Raw genomic sequence first — 18522 nt, 5'->3', positions numbered from 1 at the left:
AAGCGGTGCGTGGCCCCTGCCCCGCACCGCGAGAGCCGGATCAGATGTCCAGCAGCAGACGAGCCGGGTCTTCCAGCAGGTCCTTCATGGTGACCAGGAAGGTCACGGCTTCCTTGCCATCGATCAGGCGATGGTCGTAGGACAGCGCAAGATACATCATCGGCAGGATCACCACCTGGCCGTTCACCGCCATCGGGCGCTCCTGGATCTTGTGCATGCCCAGGATCGCGGTCTGCGGCGGGTTGACGATGGGAGTGGACAGCAGCGAACCGAAGACACCACCGTTGGAGATGGTGAAGGTGCCGCCCTGCATATCTTCCAGGGTCAGCTTGCCGGCCTTGGCCTTCTTGCCGAAGTCGGCGATGGTGCCTTCCACTTCCGCCAGGCTCATGAACTCGGCGTTGCGCAGCACCGGCACTACCAGGCCACGGTCACTGGACACGGCCACGCCGATGTCCTGATAGCCGTGGTAGACGATGTCGTTGCCGTCGATGGAGGCGTTGACGCCCGGCTGGCGCTTGAGCGCCTCGGTGGCCGCCTTGACGAAGAAGGACATGAAGCCCAGGCGTACGCCATTGTGCTTCTTCTCGAACATGTCCTTGTACTTGGAGCGCAGGTCCATGATCGGCTTCATGTTGACCTCGTTGAAGGTCGTCAGCATGGCCATGCTGGACTGGGCTTCAACCAGGCGCTCGGCGACCTTGGCGCGCAGGCGGGTCATGGGCACACGCTTCTCGGTGCGATCGCCAGCAGCGGTCACCACTGGAGCGGCGACGGCAGCGGGCTTGGCAGCCGGAGCAGCAGCGCCGGACTTCTTGGCCTCGACAGCGGCGACAGCGTCTTCCTTGGTGATGCGACCACCCTTGCCGGTTCCGACCAGGGTAGCCGGGTCGATGCCGTTTTCTTCGGCAATCTTGCGTGCGGCGGGAGCGAGGATCGGATCCTCTTCACCACCGGCAGCGGGCGCGGCAGCCGGAGCACTGACGGCGGCCGGCTGGGCAGCCGGCGCGGCGGCGGCAGTGGCGCCCTCTTCCACGCGAGCGATAACTTCTTCGCTCAGCACGGTGTCGCCTTCGTTCTTCAGGACTTCGGCCAGGACGCCATCGACCGGTGCCACGACTTCCAGCACGACCTTGTCGGTCTCGATGTCGACCAGCAGTTCGTCACGCTTGACCGCTTCGCCCGGCTTCTTGTGCCAGGTGGCGACGGTGCCGTCAGCGACCGATTCCGGGAAGGTAGGGGCTTTGATCTCGATAGCCATTCTATGAATTTCCTTAGTGATCTTTAGTAGTCGCGTGGCGAATCAAACGGAGAAAGCATCGTGCAGCAGTTTTTCCTGCTGCTCGGCGTGCATGGAGGCATAGCCGCAGGCCGGCGCAGCGGACGCATCGCGACCGGCGTATTCCAGACCCAGGCCCTGCTTGTAACCGGACACGGCGCGACGCATGTGATGCTGGCTGCAGTACCAGGCACCCTGGTTCATCGGCTCTTCCTGGCACCAGACCACGCGCTCGAGGTTCGGGTAGCCAGCCAGTACCTCGGCCAGGTCGTCTTCCGGGAACGGATAGAGTTGCTCCAGGCGAACGATGGCGATGTCCTGGCGGTTTTCGCTGCGGCGCTTTTCCAGCAGGTCGTAGTAGACCTTGCCGCTGCACAGAACCAGGCGCTTCACCTGCTGGGCATCGATCTGATCCAGTTCGTTGATCACGGTCTGGAAGGAGCCATGGGCCAGGTCTTCCAGGGTCGAGATGGCCAGCTTGTGGCGCAGCAGCGACTTGGGCGTGAGCACTACCAGCGGCTTGCGCAGCGGGCGGATCACCTGACGACGCAGCAGGTGGTAGATCTGCGCCGGCGTGGTCGGTACGCAGACCTGGATGTTCTGCTCGGCGCACAGCTGCAGGTAACGCTCCAGACGAGCCGACGAGTGCTCCGGACCCTGGCCTTCGTAGCCATGGGGCAGCAGCATGGTCAGGCCGCAGAGACGACCCCACTTGATCTCGCCGCTGGTGATGAACTGGTCGATGACGACCTGGGCACCGTTGGCGAAGTCACCGAACTGGGCTTCCCAGACCACCAGCGCGTTGGGCGTGGTGGTGGCGTAGCCGTATTCGAAGCCCAGCACCGCTTCCTCGGACAGGAAGGAGTCGTAGATCTCGAACGACGGCTGGTCTTCGGCCAGGTGCTGCAGGGGCACGTAGGGCACGGCGTCCTTCTGGTTGTGCAGCACCGCATGGCGGTGCGAGAAGGTGCCACGGCCGACGTCCTGACCGGTGATGCGGATCGGATGGCCTTCGTGCAGCAGGGTGGCGTAGGCCATGGTCTCGGCGAAACCCCAGTTCAGGGGCAGGCCGCCGGCAGTCATCTTCTGGCGATCTTCGAGGATCTTGCCTACCTGACGCTGGACCACGACGCCTTCCGGAATCTGCAGCAGCTTGTTGGCCAGTTCCTGCAGGGTCTTGAGATCGAAGCCGGTGTCGTGACGCGCGGTCCAGGCATGGCCGAGGTAGGGTTTCCAGTCGACGAACAGGTCGCGATTGGGTTCCTTGACCAGGCTGGCCACCACGTGACGACCCTCGTCGAGGGCACCCCGATAGGCTTCGAACTGCGCCTGGACCTGCTCGGCAGTGACGACACCGGCCTGGGTCAGGGCATCCGCATAGAGATCGCGGGTGGTGCGCTGCTTGGCGATCTGCTGGTACATCAGCGGCTGGGTGCCGCTCGGCTCGTCGGCCTCGTTGTGGCCGCGACGGCGGTAGCACACCAGATCGATGACGATGTCACGCTTGAACTGCATGCGATAGTCGACCGCCAGCTGGGTGACAAACAGCACCGCTTCGGGATCGTCGCCGTTCACATGGAAGATCGGCGCCTGGATCATCTTGGCGACGTCGGTGGCGTACTCGGTCGAGCGCGCATCTTCCTGGCGGTTGGTGGTGAAACCCACCTGGTTGTTGATGACGAGGTGCAGGGTGCCGCCGGTCTTGTACGCCCGGGTCTGCGACATCTGGAAGGTTTCCATGACCACGCCCTGGCCAGCGAAGGCGGCGTCGCCGTGGATGGCAACGGGCACGACCTTGTCGCCGGAGCGATCGCCGCGGCGATCCTGGCGGGCACGCACCGAACCCTCCACCACCGGAGAGACAATCTCCAGGTGCGAGGGGTTGAACGCCAGCGCCAGGTGGACTTCGCCGCCCTGGGTCATGACGTTGGAGGAGAAACCCTGGTGGTACTTGACGTCACCGGAGCCCAGCTCGACCAGCTTCTTGCCTTCGAATTCGTCGAACAGATCGCGCGGATTCTTGCCCAGGGTGTTGACCAGCACGTTCAGACGGCCACGGTGGGCCATGCCGATCACCAGTTCCTTGACCCCATAGGAGCCGGAACGCTGGATGATCTCGTCGATCAGCGGAATCAGGCTCTCGCCACCTTCCAGGCCGAAACGCTTGGTGCCCGGGTACTTGGTGCCCAGATACTTTTCCAGGCCCTCGGCGGCGGTCAGACGCTCCAGCAGGTGGGTGCGGACTTCCGGGGAATATTGCGGGCGGCCACGGACGCTTTCCAGGCGCTGCAGGAACCAGCGGCGCTCTTCGGAATCGACGATGTGCATGAACTCTGCACCGACCGTGCGGCAATATGTCTCTTGCAGCGCATCCCTGATTTCGCGGAGAGTTGCTTCCTCTTTGCCGATGAACAATTCACCGGTGCGGAAGGTGGTATCCAGATCGGCGTCGGTCAACCCATAGTGGTTGAGCAGCAGATCGGCAGGTGGCTGACGCTTCCACAGACCCAGCGGGTCGAGCTGAGCAGCCTGATGGCCCTGCAGACGGAACGCCTGGATCAGCCGCAGGACTTCGACCTGCTTCTTCTCGTGTTCGGAACTGACGGTACCGGCCGAGACCGGTTGAGCTCGCCGCTGGTTCTTGCCCAACAGCACGAAATGGTCGCGGATCGCGGAGTGCGCAACGTCCGGCGAATTGCCAGTGACAGCGGGCAGCTTCTGGAAGTAGGTGCGCCACTCTTCCGGCACAGCGTTGGCATCGTGCAGAAACAGCTCATAGAGCTCTTCCACATAAGCAGCATTACCGCCGGACAGGTGAGCGCTGTCCCACAGTTGCTGCATCTGACTTTCGTGCATCTAGTTCACCCCTTCGGCAGAGATAGCATCAGCCGATGACAAGTCTCGATGCGAGACCTGGTCTCTCTACGGCTGCGCCAATGCCCGGATGCTGTTCCGGGTATCCCTGAATGGACATTGGTTGAATCAAGCTATCGAGGTCGTTAACGAACCCGCCCGGCACAACTGGCCGGGCGGGACGTGGATCAGGTACCGCTCTGCAGCAGCATCGCCCGCACATGGCCGATGGCCTTGGTCGGGTTCAGCCCCTTGGGACAGACCGCCACACAGTTCATGATCGAGCGGCAGCGAAACACGCTGAACGGATCGTCCATGGCCGCCAGGCGCTCTTCGGTCTTGGTGTCACGACTGTCGGCCAGGAAGCGATAGGCCTGCAGCAGTGCAGCGGGGCCGAGGAACTTGTCGGGGTTCCACCAGAAGGACGGGCAGGACGTCGAGCAGCAGGCGCACAGGATGCACTCGTACAGACCGTCGATCTTCTCACGATCTTCCGGGCTCTGCAGGCGTTCGATGGCTGGTGCCGGGGTCTCGTTCTGCAGGAACGGCTTCACCTTCTCGTATTGCTTGTAGAAGATGCTCATGTCGACGACCAGGTCACGAATGACCGGCAGGCCGGGCAGCGGACGCACGATCAGCTTGTCGTTCTTGACCACGGCCGACAGCGGCGTGATGCACGCCAGGCCGTTCTTGCCGTTAATGTTCATGCCGTCGGAGCCGCACACGCCTTCGCGGCAGGAACGACGGTAGGAGAAGCCTTCATCCTGCTCTTTGATCAGAGCCAGGACGTCCAACACCATGAGATCCTTCCCACCGGTATCGACCTGGAACTCCTGCATGGACGGCAGGCCGTCCTGATCCGGGTTGTAACGATATACGCTGACTTTCAACATGGTGGTCACCTTTAGTAAGTCCGAACCTTGGGTTCGAACATCGGTACGGTCTTCGGCGCGAAGTTGACGTCACGCTTACTGACCCGTTTTTCACCGGGGAAATAGAGGGTGTGGCACAGCCAGTTCTCGTCGTCACGCTCTTCGAAGTCTTCACGGGCGTGAGCACCACGGGATTCCTTGCGATTCTCGGCGGCGATGGCGGTTGCTTCGGCCACTTCGAGCAGGTTCTGCAGCTCGAGCGCTTCGATGCGGGCGGTGTTGAAGCCCTGACTCTTGTCGTTGATCTTGACCTTGGCGATGCGCTCGCGCAGGTCGGCCAGCTCGGCGATGCCCTTCTGCATGTACTCGCCGGTGCGGAACACCCCGAAGTAGTTCTGCATGCAGGTCTGCAGTTGCTTGCGCAGGGTAGCGACGTCGTCACCGGTGGTGCGCTCGTTGACGCCGGACAGGCGCTGCAACGAGGCTTCCAGATCGCTTTCCGAGGCACCGCGGTGCTCGATACCTTCCTTGAGTGCCTTCTCCAGGTGCAGACCAGCTGCACGACCGAAGACCACCAGGTCCAGCAGCGAATTGCCGCCCAGCCGGTTCGCACCGTGCACAGATACGCAGGCCACTTCGCCTACTGCGAACAGACCTTCGATGATCCTGTCGTTGCCGTTGGCGTCTTGAGTGATGGCCTGACCATGGATGTTGGTGGCGATGCCGCCCATCATATAGTGGCATGTAGGGATCACGGGTACCGGTGCGACGACCGGGTCGACATGGGCGAAGGTCTTGGACAGTTCGCAGATGCCGGGCAGACGACTGTGCAGGACGTCTTCACCCAGGTGGTCCAGCTTCAGCAGCACATGGTCGCCATCCGGGCCACAACCGTTGCCGGCCAGCACTTCCTTCACCATGGAGCGGGCGACCACGTCGCGACCGGCCAGATCCTTGGCGTTGGGTGCATAGCGCTCCATGAAGCGCTCGCCGTGCTTGTTGATCAGGTAACCACCCTCACCGCGGCAACCTTCGGTGACCAGTACCCCGGCGCCGGCGATGCCGGTCGGGTGGAACTGCCACATTTCGATATCCTGCACCGGCACGCCGGCTCGCAGCGCCATGCCGACACCGTCGCCAGTGTTGATCAGGGCGTTGGTGGTGGAGGCGTAGATACGACCCGCACCGCCGGTGGCCAGCACAGTGGCCTTGGCCTTGACGTAGACGGTCTCGCCGGTTTCGATGGCGATGGCAATGACACCGACCACGACGCCGTCCTGGTTCTTCACCAAGTCCACGGCGTACCACTCGTTCAGGAATACCGTATTGTTCTTCAGGTTGCCCTGATAGAGGGTGTGCAGCAGGGCATGACCGGTACGGTCGGCCGCGGCGCAGGTACGAGCCGCCTGGCCGCCCTTGCCGTAGTCCTTGGACTGGCCGCCGAAGGGACGCTGATAGATACGACCCTGCTCGGTACGGGAGAACGGCAGACCCATGTGTTCCAGCTCGAAAACCGCTTCCGGGCCTACGGAGCACATGTACTCGATGGCGTCCTGATCACCGATGTAGTCCGACCCCTTGACGGTGTCGTACATGTGCCAGCGCCAGTCATCGTTCGGATCGGACGAGGCAATGGCGCAGGTAATGCCACCCTGGGCAGATACGGTGTGGGACCGGGTCGGGAAAACCTTGGTGATGACGGCGGTCTTGTGGCCGGATTGGGCCAGTTGCAGAGCAGCGCGCATACCAGCGCCGCCGCCACCTACGATGATGGCATCAAACGAAATATGACGAATTGTGGACATTGATCAAACACCCCAGAAGATCTGCACGCCCCAGACGAAGAACGCGAACATCGCGAACCCGCATACCGCCTGGAACAGGAAACGCACGGCGGTAGCACCTTTGCCGATGGCCATGGTGGTCAGGTAGTCAGTGGAAATGGTCCACATACCGACCCAGGCATGCACACAGATGGACACCAGCGCCAGCAGGCTGAAGATACGCATCAGGGTGTTGGAGAACAGCCCGTGCCACTGCTCGAAGGTGAGCCCTGGGTGAAGGATCAGGAAGCCGATCAGAAAGAGGAAGTAGACCGCGAGGACGACTGCCGAGACCCGTTGAGCCATCCAGTCGTAGAGACCGGAACGCGAAAGATTGGTGACGTTGGTTACCATACCCAAACCCCTGCCAGAATGATCAGAACTGCGGAAATGACCAGCACTAGCTGTGCACCCAGCTTGCCGCCCTGCAGGGTTTCACCGGCGCCCCCATCCATGATCAAGTGCCGAATGCCGGCGACCAGATGGTAGAGCAACGCGGACAGCAGACCCCAAATCACGAGCTTGACCAGCGGATAGGCCAGAAAAGCTTTCACCTGGCCGAAGCCTTCCTCGCTACCCAGCGACAGGTGCAGCCCGTAGAGCATGACTGCGATGCCGAGGAACAGGATGACGCCAGAGATACGGTGAAGAATCGAGGTATAAGCTGTGATAGGTAGTTTGATGGTCCTGAGATCTAGGTTTACAGGTCGTTTGCTATTCACGGCTTCTTTCACACTGAGGGCCCAATTGCGGTCGGGCTAGTTATAGGAGATTCCACATCTGCTACACGCTTCTGTAGGGAAGCGTCGACCGCTCGGCATCAGCTCGCCGACCCGGTACGGTCGGGCGAGAATTATAGACAGTTAGCCTACTCATGACAAACGTCGATACCCGATCCCGACGTCGCCAGCTGATATTCAGAAGCCTGCGTGTTAATGTCTTTTCGCCGCACAATCTGGCCAGAAACACCCTCTAGGTCGATATTTTCGTAAATTGACTTTCAAATTTATCCCTCTATAGTGGGCGAGGCCCTGAGTGGAGGGTTTATTGATGATTTCAAAGCAAAATAAGGAGGCCTAATGGCTGACAAGAAAGCGCAGTTGATCATCTCGGGAGCGGATCCGGTTGACCTGCCCGTTATGTCCGGCACCCTTGGCCCGGACGTGATCGATGTTCGCAACCTCACCTCCACTGGTGTGTTCACCTTTGACCCGGGCTTCATGTCCACTGCCTCGTGCGAATCCAAGATCACCTATATCGATGGTGACAAAGGCATTCTGCTGCACCGCGGCTACCCCATCGAGCAACTGGCGGAGAAATCCGACTACCTCGAGACCTGTTACCTGCTGCTCAAGGGTGAATTGCCGAACGCGCAAGAGAAAGTGCAGTTCGTCGATACCATCAAGAACCACACCATGGTTCACGAGCAACTGAAGAACTTCTTCAACGGCTTCCGTCGCGATGCGCACCCCATGGCCATCATGTGCGGCGTGGTTGGCGCCCTGTCAGCCTTCTACCATGACTCCCTGGACATCACCGATCCGCAGCACCGCGAAATTTCGGCGATGCGCCTGATCGCCAAGATGCCGACCCTGGCTGCCATGGTGCACAAGTACTCCATGGGCCAACCGATGCTGTATCCCCGCAACAACCTGGGATATGCGGAAAACTTCCTGCACATGATGTTCAATACGCCATGTGAGGAAAAGCCGATCAGCCCGGTACTGGCGCGCGCCATGGATCGCATCTTCATCCTGCACGCGGATCACGAGCAGAACGCCTCCACCTCCACCGTCCGCCTGGCCGGCTCCTCCGGCGCCAATCCTTTCGCCTGCATCGCCGCAGGCATCGCCGCCCTCTGGGGTCCGGCACATGGTGGCGCGAACGAAGCCGTTCTGAAAATGCTGGACGAGATTGGCGATGTGTCCAACATCGACAAGTTCGTCGCCAAGGCCAAGGACAAGAACGATCCGTTCAAGCTGATGGGCTTCGGCCATCGCGTGTACAAGAACTTCGATCCGCGCGCTACGGTGATGAAGCAGACCTGCGACGAAGTCCTGGCCGAGCTGGGCATCAACGATCCGCAGCTGGAACTGGCCATGCGCCTGGAAGAACTGGCGCGCAAAGACCCCTACTTCGTCGAGCGCAATCTCTACCCGAACGTGGACTTCTATTCCGGCATCATCCTCAAGGCAATCGGCATTCCGACCAGCATGTTTACCGTGATCTTCGCCATGGCGCGGACCGTCGGCTGGATCTCGCACTGGCAGGAAATGCTGTCCGGCCCCTACAAGATCGGCCGGCCGCGTCAGCTGTACACCGGCGTGACCCAGCGTGACATTCCGGACGATCGCGGCTGATCGATTCGTGATGAAGAACCCCGCCCCGGCGGGGTTTTTTATTGCCTGACAACTTCAAGACCTCAACGACAGACACAAAAAAGCCCGCACAAGGCGGGCTTCTTTGTGTCTGGATCAGGCTAATTACTTGGCCTGAGCTTCGACTTCAGCTTCTACGCGACGGTTGACGGCGCGACCGGCTTCGGTAGCGTTGTCAGCAACCGGGCGGGACTCACCGTAACCAACAGCGTTCACGCGGCCACCCTGCACGCCGTACTGGTTGACCAGCACGTTACGCACGGCGTTGGCACGACGCTCGGACAGCTTCTGGTTGTAGGCGTCAGTGCCGACGGAGTCGGTGTGGCCTTCAACAGTGGTCGAGGTCTGCGGGTACTGCTGCATGAAATCAGCCAGGTTCTTGATGTCGGCGTAGCTGTTGGGCTTGACCACGGCCTTGTCGAAATCGAATTTCACGTCCAGCTCGACGCGAACGGTTTCAGCAGCAGCCGGGCAGCCGGTGGCGTCAACGGTGACGTTGGCCGGGGTGTTCGGGCACTTGTCGACGTTGTCGCAAACGCCATCGTTGTCGGAATCGGTGCAGACGTCAGCAACGGGGGCCGGAGCCGGAGCCGGAGCGACTTCTTTCTTGGTGGAACCACCGAAGTTCAGACCAACACCTACAGCAGCGCTCCACTCGGTGTCGCCGTAGTCGATGTTGTAGTTAGCTTGTACGCCGGTACGGGCATACAGGTTCTCGGTGAAGTAGTACTTCAGGCCGGCGCCCAGGTTGGCGTAGGTGGAATGATCACGGCCACCTTCGTTGACGTCGCGGTTGCTGATGGACTGGTGAGCGAAGCCACCGGAAACGTACGGACGCAGGCCTACACCGGGCTGACCGAAGTGGTAGTAAGCGTCCAGAGCGGCCAGGCTGCCCTTGATGTTCTTGTGGCCCAGGTCGTGGTCGCCACGGGCGTTGTGGTACTCACCGTAGGACAACGCCAGCTCAACATCGTCGGTCAGGAAGTAGCCAACGGAACCGCCGTACAGGTCGGCGTTGGTCATGTTGCGCTGGCTGTCGGTGAACAGACGGCTGCCGAACAGCTCAGTCTCGACGGCGCCTTGACCTTGTGCCAGGGCGCTCAGCGAGGCGCTTGCCAGCAGGGAGCCGATTACGACGCCCAAGGTGCTCTTCAGTTTCATCCTTTGTATCCCCATTTTAGTGGTACTAATTCCGGCAATCTCCGGAGGCTTCGACAACAAGTTTTCGTGAAGTTCAAAAACTTACGGCAGACTCATCCAGTCAGCCCTCAACTTCAGCTGCGAACTTGTCACGCAGTTTGTCGAGTGCCCGCTTGTATCGCATCTTGGTGGCGCTGAGGCCCATGTGCATGATGTCGGCGATCTCCTGGAATTCCAGCTCTGCGACGAAGCGCAGCACCAGGATCTCCCGATCGACCTGACCCACATGAACCAGCCAGCGATCCATCCCTCCCTTTTCTTCCAGCTTCGGCGCCCGCTCCTCCGATGCTTCTTCCATCGGATCCAGACTTAATGCCTCCACCAGACGCCGCTTGCGGCGCTCCTTGCGGTACTGGGTGATGCACTCATTGTAGGTGATGCTGTACAGCCAGGTCTTGAATTTCGATTTCCCCTCGAAATTCTTCAAACCGTAAAGCACCTTCAGCATGATCTCCTGGCAGACATCGTCTGCGTCCCGGTCGTTCCCCAGATAACGGGCACAGACATTGAACAAGGTGCGCTGGTAACGGCGCATCAGTTCCTCGTAGGCTCGCGTCACGTGGAAGAGTTCACCATGCGCGCGCTGGACCAGCTCTTCATCGCTGAGCGTGGTCGGGTCGTAGGCATGAGGGGCAGGCTTGTTCAAGACGGAGATAGCTACCAAAAAGTGGCGGGCATGATAGCCATCTCCGCAGCGCCTGTCAGCGGCTGCGCACCTGAGCCTCCAGCAATAGACGGTTCGGAACGGAAACGATATCGCCCTCTTCGGTCATGACGAGCGTCTTTGCGGTGCCGATTTCCTCGATCTCGCCTTCGACGTCTGCCAGGGTCACCCACTGGCCGACTTCGTAGAGTTCGCGTACATAGATGCCAGCCAGGATCTGCGATACCAGCCCCCGGCTACCCAGACCCAATGCCAGGGCCGCGGCCAGGGCGAAGGCGGTCAGCACGATGGCGATGACCAGGTTCAGCAGCTCGGTCTTGATCTCCAGCTGACCGACAGCGACCGAGATCGAAATGATGATGACCAGCCCCTGGGCGAGTCGGCCCAGGCCCGCGGCATAGTCCAGGCCGACGCTCTCGGCAGCGCCGTGGACCAGACCACTGACCAATTGCGCCAGCAGAACCCCGACGATGAGTACCAGGGCGGCGCCAAAGATCTTGGGTACGTAGAGCGCCATGACGTCCAGCGTCGACGAGACACGCTGCAGCCCCAGGGATTCGGCGGCGGATACCAGGAAGACCAGCAGCACGAACCAGTAGACGATCCGGCCGATCAGGGTGGTGACCGGCATGCGGATGCCGATCTTGGCCAGCTGCTTGGTGACCCCGGCGCCGGCGAGGACGCGATCCAGGCCGAGCTTGGCGAGCACCTTCGACAGCACCGTGTCGAGAATCTTGGCGACGGCGAATCCGGCCAGGATCACCACCAGGGCGCCGAAGACATTGGGAATGAAGCCGGCCACCTTGCTCCACAGGGTGGTCATGGCGGACAGCAGACTCTGGGTCCAGATATCGAATTCCATCTACTTCAAGATCTCCGGGGATGATTCGGCAGCACGCCGGGTACGACGCGACCGCGGCTTCAGATGAGGGGCGCCGTTGCCCAACGCCAGCAGCAGGGCCGCCACCCAGTGCCGTCCGATCAGATCGAACAGCGCGCCTGCGCCGACTTGACGGTTGGCGGTCTTGAGGACGCGATGCAGGCGTGCCTGGTCATCGCCCTCCTCGTCCCGCGCCTCGGCCGGAGTATTGAGGAGCGCCTTGAGGGACGCTTCGAAAGGATCGTGCATGGACACCTCGCTGGTCGTTTTCTCTTGACGCAGCGAGGTGCGGACGGGTCACAGCCAGCGCAGTCGGCGAAACAGCCAGACCTGGAAGACGGCCACCGCGGTGATCAGCAGACAGGCGATCAGGAAGCCAAAGGGTGACGAGGAGCCTGGCAGCCCGCCCATGTTCATCCCGAGCAGGCCGGTGATGAAGCTGATGGGCAGGAAGAAGCCGGTGATGATGGCTAGCAGATAGAGGGTGCGATTGGTTCTTTCGGTAGTCGCCCGCTGCTCGGCGTCCTGCAGCAGCGCGACCCGCTCGCGCATGACTTCCAGCTCTTCGAGATTGCGCACCAGGCTGTTGTGCAATTCGCTCCAGTAGCCCTGACTGGCCGTCTCGACGAACCAGGCTGGCTTGCCGCGTGCCAGGTCCGCATAGATGTCGCGCTGCGGCGCCAGATAGCGCCGCAGCCCAGTGGCGCGACGCCTTAGGGTGAGCACCTGGGCATGATCGGGCAGGCTGTTCTCGTCCTGGTCGACCTGCTCCTCGAGGCCATCGAGCTGGTCGGACAGGCCACGCACCAGGTCATCGACCCGACTGGTCATGTAGCTGGCGAGATAGAGCACCAGGTCTTCGGCGCTCTGGGCACCGATACCGGCCTCCAGGTCTTCCTGAACTTCGGCGGCAGCCTTCATCGGCCTCATGCGCAGGGAGATCACCCGGCGTTTGTCGACGAATACCCGCAACGAGACCATGTCTTCGGGAACCGCACCGGGGTTGAGATTCACCCCACGCAGGAAGAGCAGCAGGCTGTCGTTGGGCTGAGTGACCAGTCGCGGCCGAGTGGCCTCTTCGAGCAGCAGATCGCAAGCGAATTCGCTCAGGCCACTGGACTGGCGCAGCCAGGCCTGGGCCTCGGGAACGCTGCGGTCCCAGTGCAGCCACAGCACCTCGCTGGGGCCCGGCTCGACCTCCGCCAGCTCCCGCCGGCTCAGTCGTCGTCCGCCACCACGGCCATCGAGGAGATAGCCATAGATGAGGCCCTGTTCCACATCACTGTCGTACTGCTGCATCTACCTTCTCGTGCAGGGAACGCGACCGGCGGATCGGCGATCCGGTGAGCGCCGCCCTGCGTTGATTGCCAGGACCGCGCTCGGGGAAATGGGTGGCTTAATCCCTGACCTGGATGGCCCCGCCCTCACGGGCGAGGCCATCCCTGCATCAGGCGTTGCCTTCGGCGAGGAAGAACCAGGTGTCGAGGACCGAGTCGGGGTTGAGGGAGACGCTCTCGATCCCCTGCTCCATCAGCCACTTGGCCAGGTCCGGGTGATCCGAGGGACCCTGACCGCAGATGCCGATGTACTTGCCGGCACGGTTGCACGCGGCAATGGCATTGGCCAGCAGCTTCTTCACCGCCGGATTACGCTCGTCGAACAGGTGGGCGATGATCCCGGAGTCGCGATCCAGCCCCAGGGTCAGCTGGGTCAGGTCGTTGGAACCGATGGAGAAGCCATCGAAGTGCTCGAGGAATTCGTCCGCCAGCAGGGCATTGGAGGGCAGCTCGCACATCATGATCACGCGCAGGTCGTTCTCGCCACGCTTGAGGCCGTTCTCGCCAAGCAGCTCGACCACGCGTGCCGCCTCGTCAAGGGTCCGCACGAAGGGCACCATGAGCTCGACGTTGGTCAGGCCCATCTCCTCGCGCACCTTCTTCATGGCGCGGCATTCCAGCTCGAAGCAATCGCGGAAGTTTTCGCTGATGTAGCGGGAGGCGCCGCGGAAGCCCAGCATGGGGTTCTCTTCCTCGGGCTCGTAGAGCTTGCCGCCGATGAGGTTGGCGTATTCGTTGGACTTGAAGTCCGACAGGCGCACGATGACCTTTTTCGGCCAGAAGGCCGCGGCCAGGGTGGACACCCCTTCCACCAGCTTCTCGACATAGAAGCCGACCGGATCACCATAGCCGGCGATGCGCTTGTCGACACTCTCCTTTACCTCGAAGGGCAGGCTGTCGTAGTTGAGCAGCGCCTTGGGGTGCACACCGATCATGCGGTTGATGATGAATTCGAGGCGCGCCAGGCCCACGCCAGCATTGGGCAGCTGGGCGAAATCGAAGGCGCGATCGGGGTTGCCCACGTTCATCATGATCTTGAACGGCAACTCGGGCATGGCCTCCACCGAGCTCTGGCGGATGTCGAAGCCCAGTTCGCCTTCGTAGATCAGGCCGGTATCACCCTCGGCGCAAGAAACGGTGACGGTCTGACCGTCCTTGAGCAAGCTGGTGGCATTGCCGCAGCCCACCACGGCCGGGATGCCCAGCTCGCGAGCGATGATGGCGGCGTGGCAGGTACGGCCGCCACGGTTGGTGACGATGGCGCTGGCACGCTTCATCACCGGCTCCCAGTCGGGATCGGTCATGTCGGACACCAGCACGTCGCCAGGCTGGACACGATCCATCTCGCTGACGTCGCGGATGATCTTGACCTTGCCCGCGCCGATACGCTGGCCGATGGACCGGCCCTCGACCAGCACCTGGCCTTTTTCCTTGAGCAGGTAGCGCTCCATGACGGTGGCGCTGGCCCGGCTCTTCACCGTTTCCGGGCGGGCCTGAACGATATAGAGCTTGCCATCGTCGCCGTCTTTGGCCCACTCGATGTCCATGGGACGACCGTAGTGGCGCTCGATGATCAGCGCCTGCTTGGACAGCTCCGTGACCTCGGCATCGGTGATGGAGAAGCGCGCGCGATCCGCGGGCTCGACGTCGACGGTGCGCACGGAGCGACCGGCCTTGGCTTCATCGCCATAGACCATCTTGATGGCCTTGCTGCCCAGGTTGCGTCTCAGGATGGCCGGGCGACCGGCTTCCAGGGTGGGCTTGTGCACATAGAATTCGTCCGGGTTCACCGCGCCTTGCACCACGGTCTCGCCCAGGCCATAGGCAGCGGTGACGAAGACCGCATCGCGGAAGCCGGATTCGGTATCCAGGGTGAAGAGTACGCCGGCGGCGCCGGTTTCGGAGCGCACCATGCGCTGCACGCCAGCGGACAGGGCGACCAGCTTGTGGTCGAAGCCCTGGTGCACGCGGTAGGCGATGGCGCGGTCATTGAAGAGCGAGGCGAAGACTTCCTTGGCCGCGCGAATGACGTTGTCGACACCGCGGATGTTGAGGAAGGTTTCCTGCTGGCCGGCGAAGGAGGCATCCGGCAGGTCTTCGGCGGTCGCCGAAGAGCGTACGGCGACCGCCAGATTGGGATTGCCCTCGGAAATCCGGGCGAAGGCCTTGCGGATCTCCGCATCCAGACGCTCCGGGAAAGGCGCGTCCATGACCCACTGGCGAATCTGCGCGCCAGTCTTGGCCAGGGCGACGACGTCATCGACATCCAGGGCATCGAGGGCGGCGTGGATGCGCTCGTTCAGGCCGCTCTGCTCGAGGAAATCGCGGTAGGCCTGGGCCGTGGTGGCGAACCCGCCTGGAACGGACACGCCCGCGCCAGCCAGGTTGGCGATCATCTCGCCGAGGGATGCGTTCTTGCCGCCCACGCGCTCGACGTCGTGCACGCCAAGCTGCTCCAGTGAAATTACATACTCGTCCAAGGTCTTCTCTCCATCTTGTGTCTTTGTGGGAAAGCAGTACGCCTCGGCGCTCGCCCCATGGACAGTGGACGACGGTAGGTTACAGTGCAGCGATCCCTGCCCCGTACGCCACCAGGACGTCCTTCCATGCAACGAACCGCCTTTTTCATCTCCGATGGCACCGGCATCACCGCCGAAACCCTCGGTCAGAGCCTCCTGGCCCAGTTCGGGGACATCACCTTCAGGAAGGTCACCCGCCCCTACGTGGATACGTTGGACAAGGCCAGGGCGATGGTACAGCAGATCAATGCCGCCGCCGTTCAGGACCGTGCGCGGCCCATCATCTTCGATACCATCGTCAACCGTGACATCCGGGCCATTCTGGACCAGTCAAACGGGTTCATGATCGACATCTTCTCCACCTTTTTATCCCCACTCGAACGGGAACTTTCCGCCGAATCTTCGTATTCGGTAGGGAAGTCACATTCGATCATGCACAATAGTCACTACATGGAGCGGATCGAGGCCGTCAATTTCGCACTCGAAAACGACGACGGCGCCCGTACGACCCACTATGCGCAGGCCGATTTGATCCTGGTGGGGGTCTCGCGCTGCGGCAAGACGCCGACCTGCCTCTATATGGCACTGCAATATGGCATCCGCGCGGCCAACTATCCGTTGACCGAGGAAGACATGGAGCGCCTGCAATTGCCCGCCTCGCTCAAGACCTATCGCGACAAGCTGTTCGGGCTGACCATCGACGCGGAACGGCTGGCGGCGATCAGGCACGAGCGGCGCCCTAACAGCCGCTATGCGAGCTTCGCCCAGTGCGAATTCGAACTGCGCGAGGTAGAAAGTCTGTTCCGCCGCGAGAACATCTCCTTCATCAACACCACGCATTTTTCCGTAGAGGAAATCTCGGCGAAGATTCTGGTGGAGAAAGGCGTGGAAAGACGGTTTAAATAGCCCACCAGCCCTCCTCTTCCGCGCCTTCTCGGCGTCTCAGGCGACCGCCATGAACCTCGTCGATGCCCTGCTGTTCTTTCCGGTCGCCCTGCTCATCGCCCTGACGCCTGGCCCCAACAACTTCTGCTCCCTGAGCAACGGCATCCGCCATGGCGCGGTAACGGCTGGCCTGGCGGCGCTGGGTCGCGACGTGGCCTTCGTGATCTTCCTGGTGATCTCGGCGGTAGGCCTGGGGGCCATGCTGCTGGCCTCGGAGATGGCCTTTACCGTCATCAAGTGGGTCGGCGCCCTCTACCTGCTCTACCTGGGCGTGAAGAGCTGGCGCAGCCGGGCCTTCGAGGGTCTGGATCTGACCGAAACCAGTACGGCGCAGCCGCGAGCACTGCATCGCCTGATGCTGCAGGAATTCCTCATCGGCATCAGCAACCCCAAGGCGATCCTGCTGTTCGCAGCGGTCTTTCCGCAGTTCATCGATCCCAACCAGCCAACGACGCAGCAATTCATCTACCTCGGCGGCACCCACCTGTTCGCCGAAATGGTCGCGGCCTTCATCTATGGTCTGTTTGGCCGGCAGATCCGCCGCTTCATCCGCGGCTCCCGCGGCGTACGCCGGCTCAATCAGGCTACCGGAGCCTTTTTCGCCGGCGCGGGCGGCCTGCTGCTGACCGCTCACCGCTAGCCCTGCCGTAGCAATCCGCTCAGGATGAAGCCAGGCTCGACTGAGCCGCGCCCAGCTTCGCCAGCGCCGCTTCTATCGCTGACCAGGATCTTTCCGCGCTGGTTGCCGGCTTGACCCTGGCGGCCTCCCGGGCGGCCCTGACCAGGCGCACGAACTCGCTGTTCGTTGCGGCTGCCTGACCCGAGCCGGCCTCGCTCGAACCGACGGCGGGCGACAGCCAGAGTCGATCCTGCAGGCGTTCGCCCGCCTGACGCGCGAACTGCAACCGCCGCTCCTGCGCACCTGGTTCGGAATCGCCAGTCAGCCCCAGCGAAAGTGTCTTGTAGGCAGGTAGGCGATCGAGCAGACCTTGTTGCGCCTGGGTCGTACGCGGCCAGTCGACATGCAGTCCATCCACCGGGAGACCCGCGGCCAGACCAAGGTTGTCGGTCAGCTCCCCGTCACGTACGGCAAGCAGCTTCTTCAATGGCTCGCGCTGCAGCAGGTTGTAGGCTCGTTCGAAGGCCGTGCGCCAGGTCAGTGGCAATTCCCGGCCAAGCAGGGGCTCGTCGATCTGAATCCACTCCACGCCCTGTTCGGCCAGCCTCGCGAAGATCTGGCCATAGACCGGCAGTAGCGACTCCAGCAGGTCGAGGCGCTCTAAGGCAGGATCGAGAGAGCGGCCTAGCCACAGATAGGTCAAGGGACCCAGGATCACTGGCTTGACCGCCAACCCGAGCGCTCGGGCTTCGGCAACCTCGTCGAACAGATACTCCCAGTTGAGGACGAAGGATTGCTCGCGAGTGAACTCGGGAATTCGATAGCAACGCTCGCCATCGAACCAGCGGCCGTCTTCCGTTGCAGCCTGAGAGGTAGCGGGCGAGGCTGCGGCTACCAGATAGGAATGGGCCAGCACTCGATCAGCCCAGCCAAAGTCGCCCACGGCGAGTAGCTCGCTGCCCGCGGCCTGCTGGGCACGCCACGCCTGCTGACGTTGCTGGCGCCCACGCACGAACAGGGCTGCGCGACGGGTGTCATCGAGGAGCGCCATCGTCGCCAAGGGCGCATCGCCGTGTTGCTCGATCTGCGAAAAACCCTGGGAATGAATCCTGACCATTGCACACCTCCACCGGACAAGGCAGAGATTGTCCTA

General features: G+C 61.9%; 16 protein-coding genes. 3 read left to right on the top strand and 13 right to left on the bottom strand.

From position 1 onward, the window contains the following. Nucleotides 1-40: 40 nt before the first annotated feature. The 6 genes from odhB to sdhC form a co-directional block, all read right to left on the bottom strand. Complete coding sequence (gene odhB / locus ACWPW1_RS07675) at nt 41-1261, bottom strand: 2-oxoglutarate dehydrogenase complex dihydrolipoyllysine-residue succinyltransferase (RefSeq protein WP_454252700.1); 1221 nt, start codon at nt 1259-1261, stop codon at nt 41-43. Nucleotides 1262-1303: 42 nt separating this feature from the next. Further along, nucleotides 1304-4135 (bottom strand): 2-oxoglutarate dehydrogenase E1 component, encoded by a 2832-nt coding sequence (locus ACWPW1_RS07670; RefSeq protein ID WP_059314194.1) that lies wholly within the window; start codon nt 4133-4135, stop codon nt 1304-1306. Between the two features lie 185 nt (nt 4136-4320). After that, complete coding sequence (locus tag ACWPW1_RS07665; protein WP_434776144.1) at nt 4321-5025, bottom strand: succinate dehydrogenase iron-sulfur subunit; 705 nt, start codon at nt 5023-5025, stop codon at nt 4321-4323. An 11-nt stretch (nt 5026-5036) separates the two neighbouring features. Continuing rightward, nucleotides 5037-6809 carry a succinate dehydrogenase flavoprotein subunit gene (gene sdhA / locus ACWPW1_RS07660; RefSeq protein WP_059314193.1) on the bottom strand — a complete coding sequence of 591 codons (1773 nt, stop codon included), beginning with the start codon at nt 6807-6809 and terminating at the stop codon, nt 5037-5039. Between the two features lie 3 nt (nt 6810-6812). Beyond that, nucleotides 6813-7181, bottom strand: a complete 369-nt coding sequence (sdhD, locus tag ACWPW1_RS07655; protein ID WP_059314192.1) for a succinate dehydrogenase, hydrophobic membrane anchor protein — start codon at nt 7179-7181, stop codon at nt 6813-6815. Next, nucleotides 7175-7561, bottom strand: a complete 387-nt coding sequence (sdhC, locus tag ACWPW1_RS07650) for a succinate dehydrogenase, cytochrome b556 subunit (RefSeq protein WP_167348559.1) — start codon at nt 7559-7561, stop codon at nt 7175-7177. Before sdhC ends, sdhD begins: the two co-directional genes overlap by 7 nt. A gap of 345 nt (nt 7562-7906) precedes the next feature. Between sdhC and gltA the strand changes: the two genes are divergently transcribed. Then, complete coding sequence (gene gltA, locus ACWPW1_RS07645) at nt 7907-9187, top strand: citrate synthase (protein ID WP_059314191.1); 1281 nt, start codon at nt 7907-7909, stop codon at nt 9185-9187. Nucleotides 9188-9310: 123 nt separating this feature from the next. Here gltA and ACWPW1_RS07640 read toward each other — a convergent pair whose 3' ends face one another. The 6 genes from ACWPW1_RS07640 to ppsA form a co-directional block, all read right to left on the bottom strand. After that, nucleotides 9311-10366 (bottom strand): OmpA family protein, encoded by a 1056-nt coding sequence (locus ACWPW1_RS07640; protein ID WP_059314190.1) that lies wholly within the window; start codon nt 10364-10366, stop codon nt 9311-9313. A gap of 100 nt (nt 10367-10466) precedes the next feature. Beyond that, nucleotides 10467-11051: an RNA polymerase sigma factor SigX gene (gene sigX, locus ACWPW1_RS07635; protein ID WP_007159259.1), complete on the bottom strand. Its 585-nt coding sequence runs from the start codon at nt 11049-11051 to the stop codon at nt 10467-10469. 55 nt (nt 11052-11106) lie between these two features. Continuing rightward, nucleotides 11107-11931: a mechanosensitive ion channel family protein gene (locus ACWPW1_RS07630; protein WP_454252699.1), complete on the bottom strand. Its 825-nt coding sequence runs from the start codon at nt 11929-11931 to the stop codon at nt 11107-11109. Further along, entirely contained in the window at nt 11932-12198 is a 267-nt protein-coding gene (locus ACWPW1_RS07625; protein ID WP_059314188.1) for a hypothetical protein, read from the bottom strand. Nucleotides 12199-12246: 48 nt separating this feature from the next. After that, nucleotides 12247-13248, bottom strand: a complete 1002-nt coding sequence (locus tag ACWPW1_RS07620) for a zinc transporter ZntB (protein WP_313648398.1) — start codon at nt 13246-13248, stop codon at nt 12247-12249. A 148-nt stretch (nt 13249-13396) separates the two neighbouring features. Next, nucleotides 13397-15766: a phosphoenolpyruvate synthase gene (ppsA, locus tag ACWPW1_RS07615; RefSeq protein WP_059314186.1), complete on the bottom strand. Its 2370-nt coding sequence runs from the start codon at nt 15764-15766 to the stop codon at nt 13397-13399. Nucleotides 15767-15892: 126 nt separating this feature from the next. On the opposite strand from ppsA, the gene ppsR reads away from it, so the two are divergent. Then, nucleotides 15893-16711, top strand: a complete 819-nt coding sequence (gene ppsR, locus ACWPW1_RS07610; protein ID WP_454252698.1) for a posphoenolpyruvate synthetase regulatory kinase/phosphorylase PpsR — start codon at nt 15893-15895, stop codon at nt 16709-16711. 49 nt (nt 16712-16760) lie between these two features. Then, a complete protein-coding gene (locus ACWPW1_RS07605) occupies nt 16761-17390 on the top strand; it encodes a LysE family translocator (protein WP_323148234.1) in 630 nt (209 codons plus the stop codon). Nucleotides 17391-17409: 19 nt separating this feature from the next. On the opposite strand, the gene ACWPW1_RS07600 is transcribed toward ACWPW1_RS07605, so the two are convergent. Then, nucleotides 17410-18486: a hypothetical protein gene (locus ACWPW1_RS07600; protein ID WP_454252697.1), complete on the bottom strand. Its 1077-nt coding sequence runs from the start codon at nt 18484-18486 to the stop codon at nt 17410-17412. Nucleotides 18487-18522 lie beyond the last annotated feature (36 nt).

Source organism: Pseudomonas sp. Marseille-Q7302, from assembly GCF_965111925.1.
The sequence above is the reverse complement of the archived record's forward strand: the minus strand, read 5'-3'. Positions and strand labels throughout refer to the sequence as shown.